Below are 25,939 nucleotides of genomic sequence, written 5' to 3'. Positions count from 1 at the left end.
TTGCAACGTCTCCGGGTCCGGGCCGCCGTGGACAGCGCGCCGGGACGCGCCGACGCGACCTTCTACGCCGTCGCCGGTGACGGGGTGCGGTGGAGCTCCTGCAACTTCCCGGAGCAGTTCCTGCGGCCCTACGACTCGGAGTTCTGGCCGGCCACTCCGGGCGGCGCGAACACGTGGGACGACGCAGCCTCCTTCACCGAGGACACCACCTGGACGGTCGAAGCACCCTGGGCGCCGTGAGCCGAGCGCCTTCCCCGTAGAGCTCACCGCCCCGGGGCGCCCGTTCCTCCGGGGGGACGCCCCTTCCGCCGGGCGCGATCCCGTGCGGGAGCCGGCCCGGGCCTCAGCCCGGGTCCGGGCCGGCTCCCGCACGCCGGGCGAGGAGCCCCCCGACCACCGCGAGCAGCAGCAGGCCGCCCAGGGCCGGCGACAGTCCCGGCGCCCCCGGCTCCCGCAGCGAGCCGCCGAGCGTCGCGTACACCACGGTCGCCGGCACGATGCCGAGGGCGGTGGCCGCCAGGTACGGTCCGAACCGCACGGCGGTGACCCCGGCCCCGTAGTTGACCACGGCGAACGGGAACACCGGGACCAGCCGCAGCACGAGCACGGCGGCGAAGCCGCGGCGGGACAGCCGCGCGTCCAGTTGCGCCAGGCGCCCCGAACCGGCAAGCGCCGCCACCGCAGGCCGTCCCAGCCGCCGGGCCACCGCGAACGAGAGGACCGCTCCCGCGATCCCGCCCACCAGCGCCGTGGCGATGCCCGTCCCGACTCCGAACAGCACACCGGCCGAGGCGGTCAGCACCGACCCGGGCACGAACGCCCCCTGGGCCAGCGCGAAGAAGCCCGCGTAGACCAGCGGGGCCCAGAAGCCCAGCGCGGCTGTCCCGGCGTTGACCTCGTCCAGCGTCTGGCCGCCGTGCACCACCGCCCACCAGCCCAGCACCGCGGCCGACACGGCCAGCAGCACCAGCCGCAGCACCGCGCTCCAAGAGGAGGCGGCCACCGCCCACCGGGCACGACCACTGCGTACTGGCTCCACCGCCGGTGCTCCTTCCGCTGCGGGAAACGGGTCGGGAGCACCGCGGGAACGCGGCCTCGCCGTGCCCAGTGGACCATGGCCCCGCCGGAGCGGTGCGGGCGGCTCGTGCGCCTCCCCCACCGAGGGCCCGTTCAGCCGAACGGCACCCGCTCCAGCCAGAAGTCGAGCAGCTCGGCGTCCCCCAGCACCTCCACGCCGCCGACACGCTAGACGTCCGCACCGACAGCACGAAGACGGATCGGCATCCGGGACGTGGCAGGGAACCGATCCGCACCCCACTACCAGGCGCTTGCCCTAACAGGCGTGCGCAATCAACGTGCCGGCGAGCGGACACGGTCCCGCGGCCGAGGAGCCGCCCACCGGCCGGAACGCGCCGCCGCAGCACGCGGCAGCGGACCGGGTACCCCGGACGCCCCCACGCAATGCGACGTGAAGGACCCCGGCCGGATCGCCCACGCGGACTCCGAAAGCCGGGGCACGGGCTCGGGCTCTCGCTCGTCGCGGGCATCGTCCGGGCGCACGGGGGAGGGGACCCTGCACCTCACGCCGCACCCGGAGGGCGGGCTGTACGTGCAAGTGGCCCTGCCCGGCACTCCGTGAGACCCCGGGCCCGCCGGGGCGGCGGGTCAGGGGTGCGCGACGTACTCCACGAAGCGCGCCCAGCCGTCCCACCTCACCGCGAGGGGTGAACGTTCCACGTCCTTGGAGTCCCGTACCCGGACCGCCCGTCCGGTCACCGCCACCTCCACGCAGTCGTCACCCTGCGCGCTGCTGTAGCTGGACTTGAACCAGTCGAGGTCGGTCATGGCATTCATAGCGCTCCTCGCATCCGCTCGAGCAGGCTCAGGGAGTCCTTCGGCGAGAGAGCCTGCGAACGAAGTCTGGCACAGCGCAACTGGATGCTCCCGACCTCTTTCAGGTCAGCGATCAGGCGGCCGTGCCCCTGCCCCTCGGAGTAGGCGAACCTGCGACCGTCGCCGGTCTCCAGCACCCGTACCGGACCCGCGAGACAGGCATGGTGCTCGCTGCCCGCAGGCATGACCTGGAAAGTCGTGTTGCGCAGCGTGGTCAACTCCAGCATGTGGTCCGGCAGGTCGCGGGTCACGGCGTCGCCACCCAGACGCCGCATCAGGACGGCCTCCTCGACGACGAAGTCGAACGCCGTGCCGGGTCGCTCCCTCAGCAGCCGCTGCCGCTCCATGCGCGCGGCGACCGTCGCCTCCAAGGCCTCGTCGTCCAGCGGCGGGATGTCGTTCTCGCACAGCGCCCGGACATACCCCTCGGACTGGAGCAGTCCCGGGACGAGTCGGCACTCGTAGGTGCACAGGCTCACCGCCTCGCGCTCCAGACGGGCCCACCTGCGGAACCACAGCGCGAGTCCGGGCTCACCGCGCGAGAGGAACCGCGCGGCCCTCCGCAGCGCGCCGGTGTTCCCGAGTGCCTCCTCCGCGCGCTCGACGAACAGCATGTCCGGCATCCGCCGTCCCTGCTCCACCGATGCCACGGTGTGCCGGGAGAAGCACACCCGGTCCCCGAACTCCGCCCGGCTGAGGCCCGCGTGCTCCCGCAGGCCCTGCACCACCGCGCCGAACGTCCGAAGACTGTCCGACGGATCGGGTTCCCGCTCCCCCTCGCTCCCGCTCGTACTCGTCACACCGCTCACCCTCCACGTCCCCCTCCTCGTACACGCGGGACCTCCCCCGCACTCCACTCACCCAGAGTGACGAACCGGAAAGCGTACTGTCCACCCGTCGTGCTCGTACGGTCGCCCTGCGTACTCGATGCGCCACTGGTGAACGCCCCCTCGCCACCACCACGGTGTCCCCCATGCACTTCCTCGCTCCGAACTGCCCAGCCGACGAGCACGTTCTCCGCCGTCTGCTGCCCGCCACCCGGCCCGGCGCACGGCGTGCGCGGCTCGTGGCCCGTGCGGCGCTCCGCGACTGGGGCTCGCCGCCACCGGTGACGGAGCGTGCCGAGCACCTGGTCGCCGAACTCGCCGCCAACGCCGTCCTGCACGGGCGGGTGCGCGGACGCGGATTCCGGCTCGGCGTCGGCCTCGCCCTGGCCCCGGAGCAGCGCAGTGGCGTGCTGCGGGTGGAGGTCACCGACGCCCGCGGCGAGCGCGCTCCGCAGGACCGCGCCGCCCGCCGTCCGGACGCGGAGTCCGGCCGCGGCATGTTGCTGGTCGCCGCGCTCGCGGACCGCTGGGGCTGCGAGCCCTTCCCGCCCGGCGGCAAGACCGTCTGGGCCGAGTGGCGCTTCACCGCGGAGGGACGGCCCCGGTCGTAGCGCGAGGGCAGCGGCCGCCGTGCACCTGTGCCGGCCGCAGAGCCGCACCGCGCCGCCCTCACCCGAACGGCGAGGGGGTTTACGGAGCCGCCATCGGTGGATTCCGTCAGGTGACGGATAAAAAAAACGGCACCGTACCCGCGCGTGTGGTCACATGAACGCCAGGAACCGCGTACCTCCGCGCGACAGCGACCGCACGGCGGCGCCGCACCCGACTCGCGAGCACCTTCACAGGCACAGGAGCCCCCAGGTATGAGCAACCCAGCCCAGATCGGCGTCACCGGACTCGCGGTGATGGGCCGCAACCTCGCCCGGAACTTCGCGCGCAACGGCTTCACCGTCGCCGTGCACAACCGCAGTCCGGAGAAGACCCGCGCACTCGTCGAGGAGTTCGGCACGGAGGGCGACTTCGTCGCGGCGGAGTCGGCCGAGGAGTTCGTGGCCGCGCTGGAGCGGCCACGCCGCCTGGTGGTCATGGTGAAGGCGGGCGACCCGACCGACGCCGTCATCCGCGAGTTCGCTCCCCTGCTGGAGGAGGGGGACGTCATCATCGACGGCGGCAACGCGCACTTCGCCGACACGCGGCGCCGGGAGCGGGAACTGCGCGAGCGCGGCATTCACTTCGTCGGCGTCGGGGTCTCCGGCGGCGAGGAGGGGGCGCTGAACGGCCCGAGCATCATGCCGGGCGGCTCGCGCGAGTCGTACGACTCGCTGGGCCCGCTGCTGGAGCGGATCTCCGCGAAGGCCGCGGACGGCGCGCCCTGCGTCACCCACGTCGGCCCGGACGGTGCCGGGCACTTCGTGAAGATGGTGCACAACGGCATCGAGTACGCCGACATGCAGCTGATCGCCGAGGCGTACCACCTGCTCCGCTCGGTCGCCGGCTACTCTCCCGCACAGATCGCCGAGACCTTCCGCACCTGGAACACCGGGCGGCTCGACTCCTACCTCATCGAGATCACCGCCGAGGTGCTGGCGCACACCGATGCCGCGACGGGCAGGCCCTTCGTGGACGTGGTCGCCGACCAGGCGGAGCAGAAGGGCACCGGCCGCTGGACGGTGCAGATCGCCCTTGATCTGGGTGTGCCGGTCTCGGGGATCGCGGAGGCGGTCTTCGCCCGCTCGCTGTCCGGCCACACCGAGCTGCGGGAGGCGTCCCGGGGGCTGGCGGGGCCGACCGCCTCCCCGCTCGCCCCGGAGGCCGCCTCGGCCTTCGCCGACCAGGTCGAGCAGGCCCTGTACGCGTCGAAGATCGTCTCCTACACCCAGGGGTTCCACCAGATCCGGGCCGGCAGCGAGGAGCACGGCTGGGAGATCGACCCGGGCGCGGTGGCGGCCATCTGGCGCGGCGGCTGCATCATCAGGGCCGCGTTCCTGGACCGCATCCGCTCGGCCTACGACGCCCGGCCGAACCTGCCCAGCCTGCTCTCGGACACGACCTTCGCCGAGGAGATCGGCGCCGCCCAGGACGACTGGCGCGCCGTGCTCGTCGCGGCCACGCGGCAGGGCGTACCGACCCCCGGCTTCTCCGCGGCCCTGGCGTACTACGACGCGCTGCGGACCGAGCGGCTCCCGGCCGCCCTCACCCAGGGCCAGCGGGACTACTTCGGCGCCCACACCTACCGCCGCACCGACCGCGAGGGCGTCTTCCACACCCTCTGGGGCGGGGACCGCACCGAGGTCGCGTCCTGAGGACGTGCGGCTTCCCCGCGGACGGCGCACGGGCGCGCGCCGTCCGCGGGGAAGCGGGCGGTCAGCCCACCCGCAGGTAGGCGGTTCCCCAGCCCGTGGCGTTGCAGTTGCCGCGGTTGCGCCGGTCGGTGTCGCTGTAGGTCATCCCGGACGGCACGGTGCACGCCCAGAATCCGGCGGGCGAGCCGTTCAGGCGCCCGGCGCCCGGTCGACGCCGGGCGCCGCGGCGAGGACGCGCGGACGGAACCGGAGGATGGCGCCGGCCACCGCGTCGAGGTGGCTCTCCAGGAGGAAGTGGCCGCCGTCGAGCAGGACGATCTCCGCGTCCGGGGCGTCGCGCCGGAACGCCTCCGCACCGGCCGGGCCGAAGATCTCGTCGTTGCGGCCCCAGATCGCGAGAACGGGGACCCGGCTCGTCCGCAGCCACTCGTGCACCGCCGGGTACAGGGCACGGTTGCCCGCGTAGTCGCCGAACAGGGCGAGCTGAGCGCGGTCGACACCGGGGCGGGCGAGAAGCGCCAGGTCGTGCTCCCAGGCGTCCGGGTCGATCAGGCTCGGGTCGGGGACGCCGTGGGTGTACTGCCACTCGACGGCCTCCCGACCCAGAGCGGGCCGCAGCCGTGCCTCGTTCTCCGGGCCGGGCTGTGCTCCGTAGGCCCAGACGGGCTCCCAGAAGTCCGGCACGAAGCCCTCCTCGTAGGCGTTGCCGTTCTGCGTGACGACACCGAGCACCTCCTCGGGGGCGTCCAGCGCGAGGCGCCACCCGAGGGGAGCACCGTAGTCCTGCACGTACAGGGCATAGCGGTGCACGCCGAGGGCGGCCAGGAAGCCCCGGGTCACCTCGGCGAGGGCGTCGAAGGTGTAGTCGAAGTCCGCCGCGTCGGGCGCCGAGGAACGGCCGAAGCCGATGTGGTCGGGGGCGATCACCCGGTAGGGGCCGGCCAGGGCCGGGATGAGGTGCCGGAACATGTGCGAACTCGTCGGATAGCCGTGCAGCAGCAGGAGGACGGGGGCGTCCGAGGGGCCCGCCTCCCGGGAGAAGACGGTCAGGCCGTCGACGTCCACGGTCCGGTGGTGAACAGCAGCCACGGCAACCCCTTAACTAGTTTTAACTGGTTAGGCTATGCTGATAGTGCACAGGCCCGCATGGCATGTCAAGAGGAGTGAGTCGTGGTCGAGGACGAGGAACTGCTGCTCACCGTGCTCAACAGCGCTCCGGTGATCGACGGGCACCGAACGGACGCCCTCGCCGGCGAGGGGGCGGCGGAGTGGGTACGGGCACGGGGAGGCCAGGGCACGAGGGAGGAGTGCGACCGCCTGCGCCTGGTGCGTGACGCACTCCACCCGCTGATCCGGCGGACGTCCTCGGAGGTCGGCGAACTGACCGCCGTGCTCGATCGGGCACGGCTCCGCCCCGTCGTTTCGCCCACGGGCGTGTCCTGGCACCTGGAAGCGGCACCCGAGGAGGAACTCGCCGTCCGTGTGGTGCTCGCGTGGTCGCGCGTCATGGCGGAACTGCCCCGACGACTGCGGGCCTGCGCCAACGAGGAGTGCAACCTGTTCCTCGTCGATCACAGCCGCCCCGGCACCGCCCGGTGGTGCTCGATGGCGGTCTGCGGCAACCGCATGAAGGCGCGCACCCACGCACGCAGGCAGCAGCGGCCGCGCTAGCACCGGATGGGCGGGCCCGTGGGGCCGTCCATCCTCCGGCCGGCCCCCGCGCTCCGGCCGGAGGACGTGCGCACGCGACCGTCAGTGCAGGGGCGCGAAGGGCGCGCTGCCCTCTGGCTGCCCCGCTTCGCACACCGCCGTCCGCCCCCGCCGCCCGGGCGGCAGGGGCGGACGAGGACCGGGGCCGGTCAACCGGTGGTGCAGCCGCCGATACCGGGGGCCGACCAGTTGCCGTTCGCCATCACGGTGAAGCCGAAGCTCGTGGAGGCCCCGGGACTCAGGTTCCCGTTGCCGTTCGGCCGCATCGTCATCACATTCCCAGCCCGGCCGCCGCGGCGTCCAGGGTGTCGGCGACGTGCGCCGGTCCAGCCGTCACCGCCACCAGTCCGACCACCGCAAGGGTGCCGGTGAGGCCGTACACGAGCCCTGCGCGGAGGCGCGGGCGTCTCGTCCGCGAGCGACTGCTCGCGCCCGTCGGGGAACTGTTCATGGCCACCTCTTCTCCCGGGGACCGGGCGGGCGGCGGTGGAGCACCGCCCGGCCGGCCCTGGTGGAGTTGTGCACCATGTACGGCGCCGGGCATGCGGCACGGGCCTTCCGGCCCGCGACAACTGCGGGGAGCAGGCGCCGATTGACGAGAGTGCGCCCCTGCGGAAGTACCGCGTCAACGACTCGTGTCCGAAATATTTCGAGCAGAATGCTTTGTGCATTCGAGTGCCGATCTCGGCAACGACCTGCACGGATACCTAGGAGAGGAAGACAAGGGCACCTTTACCGTGCAGGGCATTTTGCCGCGCTTTTAACGAAATACCCGGAGCAAAAATCGGACAGCCGTCTCCAGTATTGCCCGAATCCCGCCCCACCCCGAAGGGGCTTCCCTGCCCGGGTCGCCTTCCCACAGCGCCTCGTCACCGCGGACCCGGCACGTCATTCCGAAAGTTTCGAAACCCGTGTCCCCGACACCGGAACCGCCGGAGGACGGAGCGACGGAGCGACGGACGGCGGAGGAGGACGGCCCCCGCCCGTCGCGGACAGGGAATCGCCGTGCCCTGCGGCTTCCTCCGCGGGCGGACGGGTGGACACCTCGGATGCGATCCGGCGCGCCGGGCCGGTGGACGCTCCGGTTGCGGCAAGGCACCCGGCACGGACGGCCATTGACACACTCGAAGCTTTGTCCAATCATCTTCGAAGTTCGAAGATCGACACGGCCAACGGGGGAAAGAGCCGTAGACGCTTCGCCGGACCGGGTGACCGCCCGGTCGGTGAGAACCCGCGTCCCTCCTCCGCAATCCTTCCTCCTGGGAAAGGGCAGGTCTTGTCGGCGACATCGCACCCCCACGGTCCGGCCCTCGCAGCCCGGCACGACATCCCTGGCGCACCGTCCCCCGCCGCACCGTCCGGCGAGACGGACGCGGGGACGAACGGGGGCGCCGGGACGGCACCGCTGTCGATGGCCCAGCGGCGGCTGTGGGCACTGGCCCAGCAGAGCACCGACGCCGGCGCCGCCTACAACGAACCGACCGGTTTCGACCTGCGCGGCCCGCTGGACCGGACGGTGCTGGCCCGGGCGCTCGACGCGCTGGTGGACCGGCACGAGGCGCTCCGCACCCGGCTGGTGGCCCGCGGGGGCGACGCCCGTCAGCTCGTCGCCCCCGCCGGTGCCGGCTTTCCGCTGCGCCGGCACGACCTGACGGGGCGGGAGGACGCCGGGGCCCGGCTGGCGGCGCTGCGGGAGGAGGAGGCGCACACGCCGTTCGACCTGGAACGCGGCCCGCTCGCCCGCGGCAGGCTCGTGACCCTGGCGGACGGTCACCACGTGCTGCTGATGACCTTCCACCACCTCGTCTTCGACGGCTGGTCCCGCGACCTCGTACTGCGCGAACTGGGCGTGCTCTGCACCGCTCTGCACAGGGGCGGGCAGCCCGACCTGCCGGAGCTGGACGGGCAGCACGCGGACCACCTGAGGCGCCGGAGGGAGTGGGCGGACGGGCCGGAGCCCGCCGCCCAGGCCGCGTACTGGGCACGGACCCTGGCCGGCGCCCCGCCGCAGCTGGACCTGCCGGCCGACCGCCCACGCCCGGCCGAGCAGGACTTCCGGGGCGACCGGGTGGACCTCCGGTTGGGCCCCGGGCTGACCGCGCGGCTGAAGGCCGTCGCCGAGGAGCACGGAGCGACGCTCTACTCGACACTGCTGGCCGGTTGGTCGGTAGTGCTGTCGCGGCTGGCCGGGCAGGAAGACATCGTCATCGGTGTCCCCACGGCGAACCGTCGCCGCGGGAACGTGGACGGCTTGGTCGGCTTCTTCGTCAACACGCTCGCCCTGCGCGTCGACCTGTCCGGGACGCCGACCGGCTCCGCGCTGCTGAAGCAGGTGCGCGGCAGCCTGCGGGAAGCACTGCGCCACGTCGACCTGCCCTTCGAACGGGTGGTGGAGGTGGTCAACCCGCCCCGGAGCCCGGCCCGCACCCCGCTGTTCCAGGCGATGTTCGCGTGGGTGCCCACGATGCGGGGCCTGCTGCGCCTGCCCGACGTCGACGTCGTGCCGCTCGACGCCCCGCGTCCGCCCGCCAAGTTCGACCTGACTCTCGCCCTGACCGAGGAGGGCGGTCAGATCGTCGGCGGCCTGGAGTACGCCTGCGCGCTGTTCGACCGGGAGACCGTCGAGCGGCACGCGCGCTGCCTGGCGCGGGTGCTGGCACAGCTCGTGGACGGGCCGGGACAGGACGTCGCCGACCTGGAACTGCTGGATGCCCGCGAACGCGACGCGATCCTGACGCGCTGGAGCACGGGAGCCGCCCCGGCGCGGCCCCCGCGGACTCCGGACGCGACGAACCGAGCGGGCTGCGACGACCCCGTGGGCGCCGATGACCTCGTGGGCCGCTTCGAGGCGCAGGTGCGGGCGCGCGGCGCCGAACCCGCCGTGGTCTGCGGCGGGCGGCGGATCGACTACGCGACGCTGGGGCGCCGCACCGACCGCCTCGCGCGCGCCCTGCGTGCACGCGGCGTGGGCACGGGCGACGTGGTGGGCCTGCACGCGGCGCGCTCGGTGGAGTCGGTGGTCGGCATCCTCGGCGTGCTGAAGGCCGGAGCCGCCTACCTGCCCCTGGACCCCGCCCAGCCGCCGGAACGCCTCGCCGCGATGGTCGCCGACACCTCTCCCGTCCTGGTGCTCGACGACGCGGCGCCGGAGGACGCCGTCCCGCCGCTCGGCGCGCACCGACTGCGGTTGACGGAGGCGGAAGCGGAGGTCGAGGAGGAGGCAGAGGCGGCCGGTGAGGGTGCGGCCGACGTTCCGTGCGACGCCTCGCGTGCGGCGTACGTGATCTGCACCTCAGGCTCGACCGGGCGGCCCAAACCGGTGGCCGTCACCCACGCGAGCGTGCTGAACCTGTTCGACCAGTGGTTGGACCGCTTCGGCGCCACGCCCGGCGAGGCGGTGTCGGCCTGGTCGAGCATCGGCTTCGACGCCTCGGTGCACGAACTGCTGCTGCCGCTCACCACCGGGGCCGTCCTGCACCCCGTCCCCGAGGAGCTGCGCGAGGACCCGGGCGCCCTGCTGGAGTGGATGCGGGAGCACCGGGTCGTCCAGGCGTTCCTGCCGCCCGCCTACGTCACCTGGATCGACGAGGACCCGGAGGCCAGGCTGTCCGGACTCGCGCTGCGCCACCTGCTCACCGGTGTCGAGTCGCTCCCCGAGCGGGCCCTGCACCGCATGACGCGGGCGCTGCCGGGACTGCGCATCTGCTTCGGCTACGGGCCGACGGAAGCCACCGTGTACGCGACCGCCTACCACGATCCGCAGCCCCTGGACCGGCAGTGCCCGATCGGCCGCCCGCTGCCGGGCGCCCGGCTCTACCTGCTCGACGAGCGGATGCGCCCGGTACCGCCCGGCGTGGTCGGGGAGGTCCACCTCGGCGGTGCCTGCCTGGCCCGCGGCTACCTGAACCGGCCGGACCTCACCGCCGAGCGGTTCCTGCCCGACCCCTTCGTGCCCGGAGCGCGCGTCTACCGCACGGGCGACCTGGCCCGCTGGCTGCCGGACGGGAACGCCGTCCACCTCGGGCGGCGGGACGAGCAGATCAAGCTCCGCGGCTTCCGGATCGAGCCGGGCGAGGTGGAGGCGGCGCTGCTGGCACTCCCGGACGTCCGGGAGGCCGTCGTCCTGGTGGACCGGGACTCCCCCGGCGAACCCCGCCTCGTCGCGGGGGTCGGCAGGAGCGACGCGGAAGCCCGGACGCCGCACGAGTGGCGGGCGGACCTCTCCCGGCGACTGCCCGCGCACATGATCCCCTCGGCCTGGGCGGAGATGCCCCGGCTGCCGCTGAACGCCAGCGGCAAGGTGGACCGCCGGGCCGTGCTCGCCGCCGCCCGCGCCGCGACGGCCGGGCAGGTCAACACGGCGGGTCCGCGCGACCGCGTCGAGCTGGCGCTGCTCGGGATCTGGCAGCGGCTGCTGCTGCATCCCGGCATCGGGGTGGGCGACAACTTCTTCGACCTGGGCGGCACGTCGATATCCGCGATCAAGGTGGCGCACGCCGTGCACGAGGAGTTCGGCACCGCACTGCCCATCAGGGAGATCCTCCTGCACCCGACCGTCGAGTCGCTCGCCGCCCGACTGCGCGGCAGCGCACCGGAGGCCGCCGAGGACGACGACCTGATCGACTTCCGGGCCGGTGACGGACGGCAGCGGGTGGTCTGCGTCCACCCGGCCGGCGGCACCGCGTTCTGCTACCTGCCGCTGGCCGCGGCGCTGCCGGAGTCCGTCGGCGTCCAGGGCGTCCAGTCCCCCGGGCTCGGCCCCGGCGCGACACCGCTGCCGACGGTCGAGGCCATGGCCGAGCGGTACCTGGAACTCGTCGCCCCCCGGCCCGGGGAGACGCTCGTCCTGTGCGGGCTCTCCTACGGGGGCCTGGTCGCCCACGAGATGGGCCGGCGGCTCGCGGAGGCCGGGCACCGCGGGCTGACCGTGGTGCTGCTGGACACCCGCGGGACGGAGGATGCGGCCGAACTCGCCGCGATCGGGCCGGTGGACGCCGCCGAGTTCCGGGAGAAGCTCGTCCGCTTCAACGGCATGTACCCCGGCATCGAGGACGCGCAGATCGACCGCTACCTGCGGATCTACAACCACAACCGGATGACGGCGCGCGGCTACCGGCCGCCGCCGACCACCGCCCGCACCGTGCTCGTCCGCGCCACCGCCGAGGAGACGGGCACCGTGCCGGACGCCTCCGCCGCCTTCTGGGAGCGCCGGGCCCGGGGCGCGCACCGGGTGGTACCGCTCGACTGCGGTCACTGGGACCTCCTGGAGCCCGCGCAACTGCCCGCCGTCGCCGAGGTGATCACCGGCGAGCTGGCCGCGGCGGAGGGCCCCCCGGGGTCGGAGGCCGACCGAGCCGCGCCGACCGGCGCGCGGGAGGCGTGATGGAAGGCGTGAGGGGAGGCGGGATGCGCGCCGGGAGCCAGGACACCGCAGGCACCGGCCGTGCCGGGCCCGGCACGCGCCCGGGGGGCCGTCCGGGCCCGGCCACGTCCCCACCGGACGGTCTGGCGTACCGGGTCCACGAGCAGGCCCTGCGCACCCCGTCAGCGCCCGCGCTCGCCGACGGCAGTACCCGCCTCGACTACGCGGCCCTCGACGCGGCAGGTGCCGACGTGGCGGAGGCACTGCGCCGGCACGGCGTCCGCCCCGGCCAGGCCGTCGCGGTCGGACTCCCCCGTTCCTGGCAGCTGGTCTGCACGATGCTGGGCATCCTGCGGCTGGGTGCGGTCGTCGTCCCGGTCGACGCACAGAGCCCGCCGGAGCGGCGGGCGCGCATCCTGGCGGGCTCGGGCGCGGTGCTGCTGATCGGCGAGGACGTGCCCGAGGGCGGGGGCGCCGCAGCGCCCGAGCACGGGGACACCCCGGAGGGCGGGGACGTACCGGAGGAGGACGCGACCGGGGCGGACCTGCCCGACGGGGGTGGGACCGCTGCGGTGCGCCGGTTGTCGGCCGCCGCGCTGCTGGGCCCGGGGCCGGGCACGGCGGCAGCCCGCAGCACGTCGCCGGGCGCCCCCGCGACCGGCGCTCCGGTCTCCTTCGTCTTCCACACCTCGGGCTCGACCGGCCACCCGAAGGGCGTCGAGGTGCGGGACGCGGGTGTCCTGCGGCTCGCACTGCCGGGCCCCCTCCGGACGGAGCCCGGCACCCGCTTCGCCTGCATGTCCAACCCCGCGTTCGACGCGCTGAGTTTCGAGGTCTGGGTACCGCTGCTGACCGGGGGCTGCTGCGTCGTCCTCCCCGACGAGGACGTGCAGACGCCGCACCGCCTGGCCGCCGCGCTGCTGACGGAGCGCGTCGACGTCCTGTTCGTCACCACGGCACTGTTCCACGCCGTGGTGGACACCGTCCCGGAGTGCTTCGCCGGAGCCGGCCAGGTGCTGGTGGGCGGCGAGCAGCTCAACCCGCGCGCCGTCCGGGACTGGTACCGGCACAACGCGGCGAGTGCCACCCGCCTGTTCAACGTCTACGGTCCGACCGAGTCCACCACGTTCGCCCTCTGCCACCCGATCCCACGCGACTTCGACGGCGAGGCCGTGCCCATCGGCCGGCCCCTGCCGGAGACGGGGGCGCTGCTCGTCGTTCCCGAGGGCGACCGGCCGGCCGGGACCGGGGAGACGGCCGAGCTGCTGCTGTCGGGGGCCGGCCTGGCAGCCGGGTACCGGGGCCTGCCGGAGGAGACCGCGCGCCGCTTCGTCACGCGTACGGAGCCACCCGCCGCCGGCGGCGACAGGCGTGGCGACGGGTCCCCGGCCGTCCGCTACTACCGGACCGGGGACCTGGTGCGGGCCGCGGCGGACGGCGCGCTCGTCTACGTCGGGCGCGTGGACCGGCAGGTGAAGGTGCGCGGGTTCCGGATCGAGCCCGGTGAGGTGGAGCAGCGGATCGCCGCGCATCCGGCCGTCCGGCAGGCGCACGTCCGCACCCGGCGCGGCGAGGAGGACGGTCCGGTCGAGCTGCTCGCCTACGTGGTCGCCGACGACGGCCTGTCCTTCGCCGCGTTCGACCGCCATCTGGCGGCGGTACTGCCCGCGTACATGCGTCCGCACCACGTCCACCGGGTGGCCGCGCTGCCGCTCACCGCCAACGGCAAGGTGGACGGCGCGGCGCTGGCGGCGGCCGGTCACCGGCCCTGGCGGCGTACGGGCGGGGGCGGCCCGGTCTCCGCGCTCGGCCGCGAGGTGCTCGACCTGGCCGGTGAGGTGCTCGGAACTCCCCCGCCCGACCCCGCGGACCCCTGGACCGCGGTCGGCGGCGACTCGCTGAAGGCGCTGCGGCTGCGCTTCGCGGTTCAGCACCGCTGGGGTTGCGAACTGCCGCAGTCGCTGGTGCTCCACGGTGACCTCGCCGGGGTCGTGGACGCGGTCGCCGACGCGGTGGAGCACGGCGGCGAGGAGACGGCCCACGGCCCGGGGCCGGTCGCCGCCTCGGGTGCCGCCGAGGCGCCGGCCACCAGCGAACAGCAGCGCCTGTGGCTGGCGCACCGGCGCGCGCCGGACTCGCGGGCCTACCACGTGGGACTGCCCTTCCGGCTGACGGGCGACGTGGACACCGCGGCGCTGCGGCACGCCCTGCGCGCACTCGTGCATCGGCACGCGGCCCTGCGCACCGCGTTCGCGGCGACGCCCGAGGGGCTGCGCCAGGTGGTGCACCCGCCGTACGACCCCTGGTCCGACGCACCGGTGGCGGAGCCGGGGGGCCCGGAGCCGGCGCCTCCGGTCCCTCCGCACGACCGGGACCGGAGGCGCCGGTTCGCGGACGTGTTCCTCGGCCGCCCTTTCGACCTGGCGGAGCCGCGGATGCTGCGCGCCTGCTGGCTGCCGCAGGACGACGGCGGTCTGCTGCTGCTCCAGTTGCACCACATCGCCGTCGACGGCTGGTCGCTGAACCTACTGCTGCGCGACCTGTCCGAGGACTACGACCGCGCGGTGCGCCGGGCCCGGGACGGCTCCGGCGGTGACGGCGGACCCGCGGCGCAGCGGCCGGCGGACGCCCCCACCCCGCTCGACCACGCCGCGTGGCAGACCAGGTGGTTCCGCTCCCCCGGATATCTGGCGCAGCGCGCCGAACTCGCCGCCCACCGACCGGCGCAGGACGACCCCGCAGCGGACGGCGACGCCCGGGGAGAGGTGTGCGGGGGCTCGTTCGAGCCCCCGGGGACGCTTTCCCCGGGTCGGCCGGGCACGTACGGAGAGGCCCGGTTGCTGCACACCGTGCTGGACGGGGAGCGGCGCGCCGCCGTCGACCGGCTCGCCGCCGAACTCCGCCTCACACGCTTTCCGTTGCTGCTCGGGGTCCTCGTGTGGAGCCTGTACGGGGTGACGGGGCTGACCCGGCCGCGCTTCGCGAGTCCGGTGGCGAACCGGCCGGTGCGGGAGTTCGAGGACAGTGTCGGCATGTTCGCCAACACCGTCCTGCTCGGTCCGGTGGTCGAACCGCACACCGCTCTGCGGGGCCAGTTGCCGCGCCTGGCGGCCGAAGCACGCCGCGTACTGGACCGGCAGGACGTCACTCTGGCCGATGTGCTCACCGACCGGGAGACGGACGGCGGAAGCAACCCCTTCGACTTCCTGTTCGTGCTGGAGAACACCGACTTCGGCGCGCTGCGGCTGCCGGGCTGCACCGCCGAACCGCTGTGGTGGGCACCCGCCGAGGCCAAGTGCCCGCTGGCGCTGTCCGTCGTCGAGCGCGGCGACCGCCTCGATCTGCTGTGGGAGTACGCCGGGGGGCACTTCGGGGCCACCGAGGTGGAGGCCCTCGCCGGACTGTTCGTGCGGGCACTCGACCTGCTCGCCGAAGGGACGGCGGCGAGCCCCGCCCAGCTGGCGGCCCCCTACCGGCGGGAGCTTCCCGAGCCGGGACGCGGGCCCAAGGCGCGTCCGGAGTGGACCACCGTCGCGGAGGGCTTCGCCCGCCAGGCGGCGCGGACACCGCACGCCACGGCCCTGGTGTCCGGCCCGGTCCGGCTCGACTACGCCGAACTCGACGCGCGGGCCGAGGCGCTGGCCGACAGCCTGCGCGCGGCGCACCCGCTGCCGGAGGACGACGCGGAGCCGTGCCGGGTGGGTCTGTACTTCGAGCCCTCCGTCGCGCACGTGGTGGCGCTGCTCGCGCTGGCCCGGTCGCATCTCACCGTGGTGCCGCTGGACCCGGCGTACCCGCCGGCCCTGCTGCGGCAGGTCCTGGCGCAGGTGGACCCGCTCTGCGTCCTGCTGCCGCCGGACGCCGGTGCGGCGTTCGACGCCGTCGACCCGGACCGCCTGGTGCCGCGCATGCCCGTCGCGCCGGACGGAGGGCCGGACGCGGGCACGGAGGGACGGGCGGAGGGGCGGAGCAGCTCCCGCTCGCCGTCCACGCGCCCGTCGGAAGGCCCCGGGCAGCGGGCGGGCCGCGGTGGCGGCCGTCCGCTGTACACGCTGTTCACCTCGGGCTCCACCGGCGTCCCCAAGGGCGTCGAGGTGCCGGACGGCACGCTGTGCAACCTGCTCCAGTGGCAGCAGGACGCGGGCGGTCTCGAACGGCCCGCCGTCACCCAGCAGTTCTCGATGCTCTCCTTCGACGTCTCCTTCCAGGAGATCTTCGGGACACTGTGCGGGGGCGGGACCCTGCACCTCGTCCGGCCGGGCTGGCGGCAGGACGCGCCCACGCTGCTGGACCAGTTGGAGTCGGCCGGTGTCGAGCGCGTGTTCATGCCGTACGTCGCACTCCAGTTGCTCGCGGAGCACGCGGTGCACCTGGGTCGCCACCCGTCGAAACTGCGGGAGGTCGTGACGGCGGGCGAGCAGCTCGTCTGCACCCCGGCCATCCGCCGGTGGTTCGCGGACATGCCGGGCGCCCGGCTGTTCAACCACTACGGCCCGACCGAGACGCACGTCGTCAGCGCCCTCTGCCTGGACGGGGACCCGGCGCAGTGGCCGGAACGCCCCGCGATCGGCCGTCCGGTGGCGGGGGCGGTACTGCGGGTGGTCGACGAGGCGGACGAGCCCGTGCCACCGGGACGACCCGGCCGGCTGCTCGTCGGCGGGACGATGGCCACCCGCTGCTACCCGGCCGATCCACGGGCGAACGCGGAGCGCTTCACCGAGGTGCCGGGCGTCGGTCTCTGCTACCGCACCGGCGACCGGGCCCGCTTCGACCGGGAGGGCCTGCTCCACTACCTGGGCCGCGACGACGCGCAGTGGAAACTCAGCGGCCACCGGCTGGAACCCGGCCAGGTGGAGGCGGCCCTGCTGCGCCACCCGGACGTGGTGAACGCCGTCCTCGCCCGGGACGGGCAGACGCCGGTCGCCTGCGTACAGTGCCGGGACCGCGTCCCCTCGGCCGGGGAACTGGCCGCCCACCTGGCCGGCCTGCTGCCGCCGCAGGTGCGCGTCACCCGATTCCGGCGCTTGGACGAGCTCCCCAGGACCCCCAGCGGCAAGCTGGACCGCGCCGCCGCCCTGCGGGCCCCCGGTGCGGACCTCGCCCCGCAGGAGGGCCCGCAACCGGACGGCTCGGCGCCCCGCGGGGACGCGTCCGCGCAGCCTGGCGAGGACACCGGTGAGCGCACCGGCGGCGACGCCACGGCGGACGCGTGCGAGAAGCGGCTGGCCGAGGCGTTCGAGAGCGTGATCGGCGTGCCCGTCGCCCCGGACCGGTCCTTCTTCGAGGCCGGCGCCTCCAGCCTGGGCCTGATGCGCTTCCACCTGCACTGCACCACCGAGTTGGGCCTCCGCTTCACCGTGGCCGACCTCTTCGAGCACGTCACGGTCCGCGCCCTCGCCACCCACCTGGCCACGACAGCGCCGCGTCCCCCGGCGCAGCCCGCAGTGCCGGGGGCGGAGACGGAGGCGCCGGAGTCCGGTGGCGAGCGGGCGGGAGCGGCGCCGGGAAGCCCGGTCGGCGGCGCGGACGCGGAGAACCGCGCCCGCGGGGACCTCCCGGAGCGGCGCGGGCCGCGGAACCCGCAGCGGGAGGACGGGGAGGAGCCCGTCGCCGTCGTCGGCATGGCGGTGCGGCTGCCGGGCGCCCCGGATCTCGCCTCCTTCTGGGAGATGGTCCGCAGCGGGGGTACCGGGATCGAGTACTTCGACGCCGCCGACGGACTGGTCGGCGCCCGCAGCCAGATGGACGGCCTGCTGGCCTTCGATCCGGAGCGGTTCGGCATCAGCCCGCAGGACGCCCGTCTGATGGACCCGCAGCAGCGCCACCTGCTGATGAACTGCGTGGAGGCGCTGGCGCACGCCGGTATCGCGGACACCTCCGCGACACGGGTCGGGCTGATCGCGGGAGCCGGTGAGAACACCTACTTCCAGGCGATGCTGCGCGCGTCCGCGTCCGCCGACGCTCCTGTTGCCGTGCCGGACGGCTTCCAGTGGGCCCTCCACCACGAGAAGGACTTCCTCGCCACCAGGGCCGCGTTCCACCTGGGCCTGACCGGCCCGGCGCTCACCGCCCAAGCGGCGTGCGCCAGTTCACTCGTCGCCGTCCACCTGGCGGCGGGGCTGCTGCGCGGTGGCGAGGCCGATGTCATGCTGGCCGGCGGCGTACTGGTGGACACCGGCATGTCCGGCGGCTACCGGTACCGGCCGCAGCACATCTTCTCCGCCGACGGACACTGCCGCCCGTTCAGCGACGACGCCGACGGCACGGTCGGTGCCAGCGGCGCGGGCGTGGTGGTGCTCAAGCCGCTGCGCCTCGCCCGGCGCGACGGCGACACCGTGTACGCGGTGATCACCGGCTCGGCCGTGAACAACGACGGTGCGGACAAACTGAGTTACAGCGCTCCCTCGCTCTCCGGGCAGCGGGCGGTGATCCGGGAGGCGCTGCGGCGCAGCGGCCGGAGCGGCTCGGACGTCGGCTGCGTCGAGGCCCACGGCACCGGCACCCGGCTGGGCGACCCGGTCGAGGTGAGCGCACTGCGCCAGGCGTACGGCCCCGGGCGCTCCGGGCGATGCGCGCTGACCTCGGTCAAGAGCCAGATCGGCCATCTGGGCGCGGCGGCGGGGGTGGTGGGCCTGGTGCGCGCCGCACTGGCCGTGCACCACGGTCTCATCCCGCCCACCCTCGGCTTCCGTGCGCCCAACCCGCAGTTCGGCCCGGACACCTCGCCCTTCTACTTCCCGGCCGAGGCGCGGCCCTGGCCGGCGGCCGAGCACCGGGTGGCGGCCGTGAGCAGCTTCGGCATCGGCGGCACCAACGCCCATCTGCTCCTGGAGTCGGCCGACCACGCGAGCCCCGCCGCGGCGGCGGCGGAGACGGCCGTCGGCACCCGCACAGCCGGTGCGGGCACCGACGGTTCGGCGGCGCTCCGCCCGGTCGTCTCCCCGCTGGTCGTGTCCAGCAGCAGCCTCGCGGGACTGCGCGGGGACGCCGCCCGCGTCGCCGCGTACCTCACCGCCCGGCCCGGCACCTACGCACAGGTGCTGCGGCACCTGCGCGCGGGACGACCGCCGGGCCGCCATCGCGCCGTCGGGCACTGCCCGCGCGTCTCCGACGCGGTGGCCTGGCTCCGGGCCGTGGCCTCCGGGGACATCGCCTCCGAGGAGGCCGACGCCGCGATCCGGCCCGCCACCCGGGCCGGCGCGGACCGGACCCCCGGGCGGCCCCGGGACGACCTCGGCACACCGCCCGGCGTCCGCACGCCCGCGCCCGCTCCCGTGTCCGCGGCGGTGGCATCCGCCGGTCCGCCGCAGGGCGACGAGGACCCCGTCTCCGCAGGCGCGTCGGCCCAGGCGCCCTGGGACTTCCCTCCGCCCGCCTTCGCCCTCACCGACTACTCCTTCGCTCCGTCTCCGGAGGTCGCGGGCAGCGCAGGGGCGGCGGAGATCCCGGGGGTCACCGAAAGCCCGGGGCCCGCAGCGCCGACGGAGGCAGCGGAGCCGGCAACCGGTCCGGCGGGGGTGGCGCCGCAGCGGCTCGACGAGTCCGCGTGGCTGCGCCAACCCCAGTGGGCGCGGTTGCGCCGGGCATCGGCCGTCCCGGCGGCTCGGGCCGACCGGACCCTGGTGCTGCTGACGGACGGACCGGCCGCGCAAGAGGCCGTCCGCTCCTTCGAGGAGGCGTACGCCCGGGTGGTCCGGGTCACCGCCGCCGTGGCATTCGCCCGCCGCTCGACGAACGTCTACGAGGTGGACCCGTCGGACCCCGACTCACTGCGCGCGCTCCTGGACGCCCTGGAGGGCGGAGACGCACGCGACGGATCGGCTCCCTTCGAGGCGAGCGGAGCGTCCGGAGCGCCTGCGGCCCCCGGGGTCGGGATCGACTGGGTGCACGGCCTCGGACTGTCCGTCGGGGGACGGGTCGGTCCGACTGCGCTGGAGGCCGCACGCCGGGCGTGCCTCGACACGGTGGCCGCACTGGTGCAGGCGCTCGCAGCCGGACCTGCGCGGCCGGACCTGCGGATCTGGCTGCTCTCCCACGGTGCCGCGCCGGTCGAGGGCCACGTGGAACGACCCGAGTTGGGGCTGCTCGCCGGGGCCTGCGCGGTCGTCCCCCAGGAGACCGGCCGCCACAGCCGGTGGGTGGACCTGCCCGGCCCCGCGCTGACCTCCGCGGCCGCGCCGCTGGCGGACCTGATGACGGGCGGCGCCCCCGAGCGGCTGCCGGTCCGGCTGGCACTGCGGCAGGGGTTCTGGTGGGAACGGCACCTCCTGCCGGTGCCGTCCGACGGTGCGCCGCCACCGCCCCTCTCGCCGTCACCGTCACCGCCGCCGTCACCGCCGCCGTCACCGCCGCCGTCACCGTCGTCGGCCGGGTATCCCGGGGCTGCCGCCCTGCCGGGGTCGGCCGAGTCGGTGCACCTGGTGCTCGGCGGGACCGGCGGGCTGGGTTCCGGCATCGCCGGATGGCTGCTGGAGCACACCGCCGGACGCGTCCTGCTGCTGGCGCGAGGGGCGCGGCTGCCCACAGCGCCGGCCGGGTGGGAGAGCCGCGTCACCGCGGTCGAGGCGGACCTGAGCGCGACGGCCACCGAGGACGTGGTGGACCTGCTCGCCGCGCACACCGACCGCCTCGACAGCGTCGTCCACGCGGTCGGCACCGGGCAGGGCGCGCTGCTCGTCCGGCGGAACGCCGATACGGCGGCGGAAGGGACGGCCGGCAAGCTGGCCGGCGCCCTGCTGGTGGAGGCGCTCGCGGTCCGCTACCGGCCCGCCCTCGCCGTCTACTGCTCGTCCATGTCGGCGGTGCTCGGCGGGGTCGGCCAGTTCGACTACGCCGCGGCCAACGGCCTGTTGGACGGCTTCGCCCTCCACCGGCCCGAGGAGGCCGACGGCACCGTCCGCGTCACCGTCGACTGGGACGTGTGGCGGGAGACCGGTATGGCGTTGCGGGCACCGGCTGCGGACGCGCGCCACCGGAGCCACCTCGCCACAGGGTTGACGGTCCGCGAGGGGCAGCGGGTGTTCGGACGTGCGGTCGCCCTGCGACTGCCGCACCTCATGGTCTCCACCACTGATCCGGAGGCCGCCCGGGCGGCCTTCTACGCCCCGACCGGAGCGCTCCCGGTGACGTCCCCGGCTCGGTCCGCCACCGGGGCCGGAACCGGCGACGCGGTGGCGGCGGCGAGCGGCGAACCGGTGGGCGACGGCGCGGCGGAGATCGACGCGGCGGGCGACGGCGTGGCCGCGCGTCCCCCCGGGTCGTCGGCCGCGCTGCTCACCGAGTGGCTGGAGACCTGGCTCGGCGTGGAGCATCTCGATCCCGACGCAGCGCTGTACGACCTCGGTGCCGACTCGCTCACCATGCTGGACCTGATCAGCAAGGTGCAGGGACACTTCGGCGTCGAGCTGGAACTCTCGCGACTCGGACACCTGGTGAGCCTCGCGGACATCGTGCGCGACATCCGGGAGACGGCACGGACGGAGGGCGGGGCGACGGTGGCTCCGGAGGTCTGGCAGGAGGGCAGCGGCGAGGACGTGCTGTGCCTGGTGCACCCGGTCGGCGGGGACGTCCAGGCCTACCGGTCGCTGGTCTCGGCACTCGACGCCCGGCTGACGGTCTGCCTCATCGCCGACCCCGCCCTGCGCGACCCGGAGGTGCCGGAGTGGAGTGTGGCAGAGCGCGCCGCGCACTACCTGGCCGCGCTGCGGAACCGTTTCCCCGTCCCGGGCCGCCGACTGCGCTTGGCCGGCTGGTCCTTCGGCGGCTGGGTGGTGGCCGAGATGGCGGCACAGGCGGAGGACGCCGGGGAGGCGGTGGCCGAGGTCCAGCTCCTCGACCCGCCGCCGCCCGGTGCGGGAGCGACCCTCGGCTCCTACGACGACGCCGGGCTCGAAGCGGTGTTCACAGCCGAACTCGGCCGGGCCGGGGAGCACACGGCCGGTGAGGGTCCGACCGGCGACGCGGCGGCCGCGTACGCCGAACGGCTGGCCCGCTGCTGCCGGGCCAATCTGCGCAGCATGGCGGACCACCGGGTGCGGCGGCTCGCCGCCACCCCCGCCGGAATCTGGCTGGCCCAGCACCAGGAACCCGGGCTGCCGCTCCGGGAGACCGCCGAGAGGCAACGGGCGCGGTGGCAGCCCTGCCTCGGCGGCCCGCAGCAGTGGCACCTGCTCGACACCACGCACTACGGCGTCGTCCGGGCACCCGCCGCGGCCTCCGTCGCCGCGGTGCTCAACGCCGCCGTGTCGCCCCCGTCGGCGTCCGGCTGACGCCCGTCCGAGCCCGGCCGACCGCGTGCCTCCCACCCGCCGAACCCGTCCGACGATCGGAGACCCCCGCACGTGAATCCCTACGCGTCACTCCCGGTGCGCTCGTTCTGGCGTCCCGCCGTGGCCGAACCCGAGCCGCAGGCGATCACGGAGGTGTGGACGCCGAAGTTCGGCATCGGCCAGGACGACCCGGTGCTCACCGCGGGCTCCTGCTTCGCCGCCCGGCTCGGGCCGGCCCTGCTGGAGCACGGCATGGACTGGTACGACGCGGAACCGGCACCTCCGGGACTCACCGCCGAGGAGCGGCGCGCACGCCACTACGGCGAGTTCTCCTTCCGCACCGGCAACATCTACACCGCCGCCGTGCTGCGCCAGTGGCTCTCCTGGGCCCTGGGCCGCTCGGCGCCGCCGGAGGAGACATGGCAGGAGGACGGCCGCCACCACGACCCGTACCGCCCGGCCGTCGAACCGGGCGGGCACGCCTTTGCCGAGGAGGTCCACGCGGCCCGCGCGGCGACCCTCGCCGCGATCCGCACGGCCCTGGCCGAGGCGAGCTGCCTCCTCTTCACTCTGGGCCTGACCGAGACCTGGCGGTCGGCGAAGGGCCCCGGGCGCGGCACGGCCTACCCGTCGTGCCCCGGAACCGTGCGCGGCACCTTCGACGCGCAGCGGCACGTGCTGCACCGTCCCTCCTTCGCCGAGGTGCACGAGGACCTGTCCGAGGCCGTCGCGCTCGCCCGGGAGGCGAACCCGGCGCTGCGGGTGCTGCTCACCGTCTCCCCGCAGCCGCTCACCGCGACCGCCACCGGGGAGCACGCGCTCACCGCGAACGGCCACACCAAGTCGCTGCTGCGCGCGGTGGCCGGGCAGTTGGCCCGGGAACTCGACCACGTCGACTACTTCCCGGCCTACGAGCTGATCACCGGGGTGCCGTTCCGGAGCGGCTTCTACGCACCCAACCTGCGGGCCGTCACTCCGGAGGGCGTCGCCTTCGTCGTGCGACACTTCCTGGCCGGGCTCGCCTCCCGCGACCGGGCCGCTCCTCCGGCGCCGACGGAGGCCCGTCCCGGCCCGAGTCCCTCCGCGGGAGGAGGGGACGTCTGTGACGACGCCGTGCTCGACTACTGGAGCCCCCGCTAGGTTCCTGCTGCTGGGCGACTCGCACGCCGGTCCGGTCGGCAGGGCCGCCCGGCGGGCCCGCATCCCCTTCCTCGGCGGACCGATCGGCGCCGGGCGGGAGTTCACCGACCGATTCTTCACCGCCCGCGGTGACGATGTGCAGTTCCTGGACCCCGAAGCGGAAGCCCGCTACCGCGGCTTCCTGACCCAGCTGGGCGCGCCCGACCTGGGCAGCCTGCGGGTCCCGCTGGTGGTGACCTTCGGGTTCTGCGCCCACTTCCTCGCCACCCGCGAGAACTGGCGGTTGTACCAGGAGCCCGACGGGTCCTGGCCGGCCGGGTTCCTCACCGGTCCGCTGTTCGACGCGATCATCCGCGCCTCGGTGCGCGACGCGCTCGCCTTCTACTCGCACGCCCGCGGCCTCGGTCTGCGGACCCTCGCCGTCCTCCCACCGCAGCGCGTGCCGGGGCAGTCGGACCCGGCGGTGTTCACGGCCGCGCAGGAGGCGGTGCTCCGCGCCGTCCGCGCCCTGGACGTGGAGACCGTCGACCTGCGCGACCGCACCACCGGACCGGACGGCCGCCAGCGCCCCGAACTCTGCGAGCCGGACGACGAGATCCACGGCAACCTCGCCTTCGGCCGCCTCGTCCTCGCCGAGTTGCTCGACCGCGGCCTGTAGGACCGTCCCGCCTCCACTCACCCCCTTGTCAGGAGAACCCCATGGAGCCGTACGAACTGGCCGCGCTGGAGCGTCTCACCACCAGGAAGCCGCGGGAGTACCGGACCCTCGGCGTCGCGCCCCTCACCCCCGTCATCGGCGCCGAGGTGTCCGGCGTGGACCTCTCGGCCGACCTGCCGGAGGAGCAACTCGCCGAGGTGCGCGCCGCGTTCCTCGACCACCATGTGCTGGTCCTCCGCGACCAGGAACTCACCCAGGAGGCACACAAGCGCTTCGCCGCCCACTTCGGCACGCTGCGCCCGGTCAACCCGCCCCCGCCCGAAGGCGATCCCTTCATCCTGGAGATCCGCACCGACGCCGCGGCGGAGAACGTGGCGGGCAACGGCTGGCACGCGGACGGCACGGCGGACGCGGAGCCCTCGCTCGGTTCGATGCTCCACCTCACCCGCACACCCGAGGGCGGCAGCGGCGGCGACACGCTGTTCGCCAACATGCACCTCGCCCACGACATGCTCTCCCCCGCGCTGCGCGGCCTCCTGGGCGAACTCACGGCCGTGCACGACGGCGCGCTCGCGTTCAAGGGCCAGGCACCCCCGGTCGGCTACGTCCCGCCCCGCAGCGAGCACCCGCTGGTGGTGCGGCACCCGGAGACGGGCCGCGCGATCCTCTACGCGAACCCGGCGTACACCGCCCGTATCCCCCAACTGTCCGCCGACGAGAGCCGCGCCCTCCTCGACCTGCTGTTCTCGGTGGTGCCCAACCGCCCGCTGCTGAGCTGCCGGGTCCGCTGGGAGCCGGACACCCTGGTCTTCTGGGACAACCGCTGCGTCCAGCACCACGCCACGTACGACTACTACCCGCTCAGCCGCTACGGCCAGCGGGTCGCCATCAACGGCGGCCCGCTCACCCCCTGAGCCGCAGCCACGGCCCGGCCGGATGACGGGGCCCGGCCGGATGACGGGGCCCGGCCGGGTGACGGCGGCGGCCGGTCAGGCAGGCGGCCTCGGGGCGGCGCGGGCGAGGGCGTCGGCAAGGCCCCCGGCCAACCGCGCGAGGCAGAGCAGTTGGGACGTCCCGTCCGTCGCCGTCGCACGGACGCACCCGCGGACGAAGGCGGCCGGGTACGTGGCCGCGTAGGCCGCCGCGTCCGCCGCGGCCCATGCGGCGGCGAGCGCCGCCGCATGGGCGGACGCGTTGGCCTCCTCGTGCATCCGGGCGCAGGCCCCCGTGTTCAGCGCGGCGTAGGTCTCGCCGTACTCGGCGGCCTCCGCCTCGCTCCACCCGCGGGAGCGGGCGAACGAGTCGGCCGCCGCCGCGGCCGTCGCGTGCGCCGCCTCTCGGGGGAAGGCGTGGCGGTAGACCTCGCGCAGCGCCGGTTCCAACGCCTCCCGCCATTGCGCCTCGGCCACCGGTTCCCCGGCGAGTGCCCGTTCGTGCAGCGAGCGGACCTGCTGGTACGCCCGGACGTCCCCACCCCGCGCCCCGCTCGCCGCGACGAGCAGCGGGCTCACCGTACGGGCGTGCCAGTCGTGGACGACGGAGAAGGGGACACCGTCCAGGCGGGCGAGCTCCCCCCGGACCCGCCGCATCCGGGAGCGGGCCTCGGAGGCGGCGGGCCCGTCCAGGAGTACCCCCGCCACCTGCGCCAGCCAGTCCGGTACCCCGCCGACCGCCGCCTCCGAGGGCGCGGCGTCCGCGAGCGCCCCGAACACTCCGTCCACCGCGTGCTGATGCACCATCCGCACAGCCTACAAGCGGGTCCGCCCGCAGTAGGAACC

16 protein-coding genes are annotated in these 25,939 nt (G+C 74.9%); 9 read left to right on the top strand and 7 right to left on the bottom strand.

Going from position 1 to position 25,939, the window contains the following annotated elements; all coding sequences use genetic code 11:
- On the top strand, positions 1-240 hold the full coding sequence (locus H300_RS0107770) for an AbfB domain-containing protein (RefSeq protein ID WP_028426981.1): 240 nt from the start codon (positions 1-3) through the stop codon (positions 238-240).
- Positions 241-343: 103 nt separating this feature from the next.
- Here the strand turns inward: H300_RS0107770 and H300_RS25600 are convergent, their stop codons facing one another.
- The 3 genes from H300_RS25600 to H300_RS0107755 all read right to left on the bottom strand — a co-directional run bounded on the left by H300_RS25600 (position 344) and on the right by H300_RS0107755 (position 2,693).
- Positions 344-1,039, bottom strand: coding sequence for a TVP38/TMEM64 family protein (locus H300_RS25600; RefSeq protein WP_106966747.1), 696 nt, complete (start codon positions 1,037-1,039; stop codon positions 344-346).
- A 626-nt stretch (positions 1,040-1,665) separates the two neighbouring features.
- Entirely contained in the window at positions 1,666-1,854 is a 189-nt protein-coding gene (locus H300_RS0107760; protein WP_028426980.1) for a DUF397 domain-containing protein, read from the bottom strand.
- A complete protein-coding gene (locus tag H300_RS0107755; RefSeq protein ID WP_028426979.1) occupies positions 1,851-2,693 on the bottom strand; it encodes a Scr1 family TA system antitoxin-like transcriptional regulator in 843 nt (280 codons plus the stop codon). The genes H300_RS0107760 and H300_RS0107755 overlap by 4 nt, the downstream gene beginning before the upstream one ends.
- 173 nt (positions 2,694-2,866) lie before the next feature.
- On the opposite strand from H300_RS0107755, the gene H300_RS0107750 reads away from it, so the two are divergent.
- Positions 2,867-3,331 (top strand): ATP-binding protein, encoded by a 465-nt coding sequence (locus H300_RS0107750; protein ID WP_051269716.1) that lies wholly within the window; start codon positions 2,867-2,869, stop codon positions 3,329-3,331.
- Positions 3,332-3,583: 252 nt separating this feature from the next.
- A complete protein-coding gene (gene gndA, locus H300_RS0107745) occupies positions 3,584-5,023 on the top strand; it encodes an NADP-dependent phosphogluconate dehydrogenase (RefSeq protein WP_028426977.1) in 1,440 nt (479 codons plus the stop codon).
- A gap of 189 nt (positions 5,024-5,212) precedes the next feature.
- On the opposite strand, the gene H300_RS25595 is transcribed toward gndA, so the two are convergent.
- Positions 5,213-6,112, bottom strand: coding sequence for an alpha/beta hydrolase (locus H300_RS25595; RefSeq protein ID WP_051269713.1), 900 nt, complete (start codon positions 6,110-6,112; stop codon positions 5,213-5,215).
- Between the two features lie 81 nt (positions 6,113-6,193).
- Here H300_RS25595 and H300_RS0107730 point away from each other — a divergent pair, with 81 nt between their 5' ends.
- Entirely contained in the window at positions 6,194-6,694 is a 501-nt protein-coding gene (locus tag H300_RS0107730) for a CGNR zinc finger domain-containing protein (protein ID WP_028426976.1), read from the top strand.
- A 188-nt stretch (positions 6,695-6,882) separates the two neighbouring features.
- On the opposite strand, the gene H300_RS32250 is transcribed toward H300_RS0107730, so the two are convergent.
- Together H300_RS32250 and H300_RS31795 are read right to left on the bottom strand one after the other, a co-directional pair.
- The gene (locus tag H300_RS32250) at positions 6,883-7,005 is read right to left on the bottom strand and encodes a hypothetical protein (RefSeq protein ID WP_486583626.1); all 123 of its coding nucleotides are present in this window, start codon (positions 7,003-7,005) and stop codon (positions 6,883-6,885) included.
- The gene (locus H300_RS31795; RefSeq protein ID WP_199779151.1) at positions 7,005-7,184 is read right to left on the bottom strand and encodes a hypothetical protein; all 180 of its coding nucleotides are present in this window, start codon (positions 7,182-7,184) and stop codon (positions 7,005-7,007) included. Before H300_RS31795 ends, H300_RS32250 begins: the two co-directional genes overlap by 1 nt.
- Positions 7,185-8,009: 825 nt before the next feature.
- Here H300_RS31795 and H300_RS25590 point away from each other — a divergent pair.
- The 5 genes from H300_RS25590 (at position 8,010) to H300_RS0107695 (ending at position 25,075) form a co-directional block, all read left to right on the top strand.
- Entirely contained in the window at positions 8,010-12,116 is a 4,107-nt protein-coding gene (locus H300_RS25590) for a non-ribosomal peptide synthetase (protein WP_486583624.1), read from the top strand.
- Between the two features lie 23 nt (positions 12,117-12,139).
- Positions 12,140-22,363: a non-ribosomal peptide synthetase gene (locus tag H300_RS25585; protein WP_078515792.1), complete on the top strand. Its 10,224-nt coding sequence runs from the start codon at positions 12,140-12,142 to the stop codon at positions 22,361-22,363.
- Positions 22,364-22,435: 72 nt separating this feature from the next.
- Complete coding sequence (locus H300_RS0107705) at positions 22,436-23,503, top strand: GSCFA domain-containing protein (RefSeq protein WP_028426975.1); 1,068 nt, start codon at positions 22,436-22,438, stop codon at positions 23,501-23,503.
- Positions 23,466-24,161, top strand: a complete 696-nt coding sequence (locus tag H300_RS0107700) for a hypothetical protein (RefSeq protein ID WP_028426974.1) — start codon at positions 23,466-23,468, stop codon at positions 24,159-24,161. The genes H300_RS0107705 and H300_RS0107700 overlap by 38 nt, the downstream gene beginning before the upstream one ends.
- Before the next feature lie 41 nt (positions 24,162-24,202).
- A complete protein-coding gene (locus tag H300_RS0107695; RefSeq protein WP_028426973.1) occupies positions 24,203-25,075 on the top strand; it encodes a TauD/TfdA family dioxygenase in 873 nt (290 codons plus the stop codon).
- 75 nt (positions 25,076-25,150) lie between these two features.
- Here the strand turns inward: H300_RS0107695 and H300_RS25580 are convergent, their stop codons facing one another.
- Complete coding sequence (locus H300_RS25580; RefSeq protein WP_158678335.1) at positions 25,151-25,900, bottom strand: SpcZ; 750 nt, start codon at positions 25,898-25,900, stop codon at positions 25,151-25,153.
- Between the last annotated feature and the right edge of the window lie 39 nt (positions 25,901-25,939).

It is taken from the genome of Streptomyces sp. TAA040 (genome assembly GCF_000424845.1).
The sequence above is the reverse complement of the archived record's forward strand: the minus strand, read 5'-3'. Positions and strand labels throughout refer to the sequence as shown.

Excerpts from the sequence above, each read along its gene's own strand:
- H300_RS0107760 (WP_028426980.1), bottom strand. The coding sequence starts at position 1,854 with ATGAATGCCATGACCGACCTCGACTGGTTCAAGTCCAGCTACAGCAGC.
- H300_RS0107750 (WP_051269716.1), top strand. The coding sequence starts at position 2,867 with ATGCACTTCCTCGCTCCGAACTGCCCAGCCGACGAGCACGTTCTCCGC.
- gndA (WP_028426977.1), top strand. The coding sequence starts at position 3,584 with ATGAGCAACCCAGCCCAGATCGGCGTCACCGGACTCGCGGTGATGGGC.
- H300_RS32250 (WP_486583626.1), bottom strand. The coding sequence starts at position 7,005 with ATGACGATGCGGCCGAACGGCAACGGGAACCTGAGTCCCGGGGCCTCC.
- H300_RS31795 (WP_199779151.1), bottom strand. The coding sequence starts at position 7,184 with ATGAACAGTTCCCCGACGGGCGCGAGCAGTCGCTCGCGGACGAGACGC.
- H300_RS25585 (WP_078515792.1), top strand. The coding sequence starts at position 12,140 with ATGCGCGCCGGGAGCCAGGACACCGCAGGCACCGGCCGTGCCGGGCCC.
- H300_RS0107695 (WP_028426973.1), top strand. The coding sequence starts at position 24,203 with ATGGAGCCGTACGAACTGGCCGCGCTGGAGCGTCTCACCACCAGGAAG.
- H300_RS25580 (WP_158678335.1), bottom strand. The coding sequence starts at position 25,900 with ATGGTGCATCAGCACGCGGTGGACGGAGTGTTCGGGGCGCTCGCGGAC.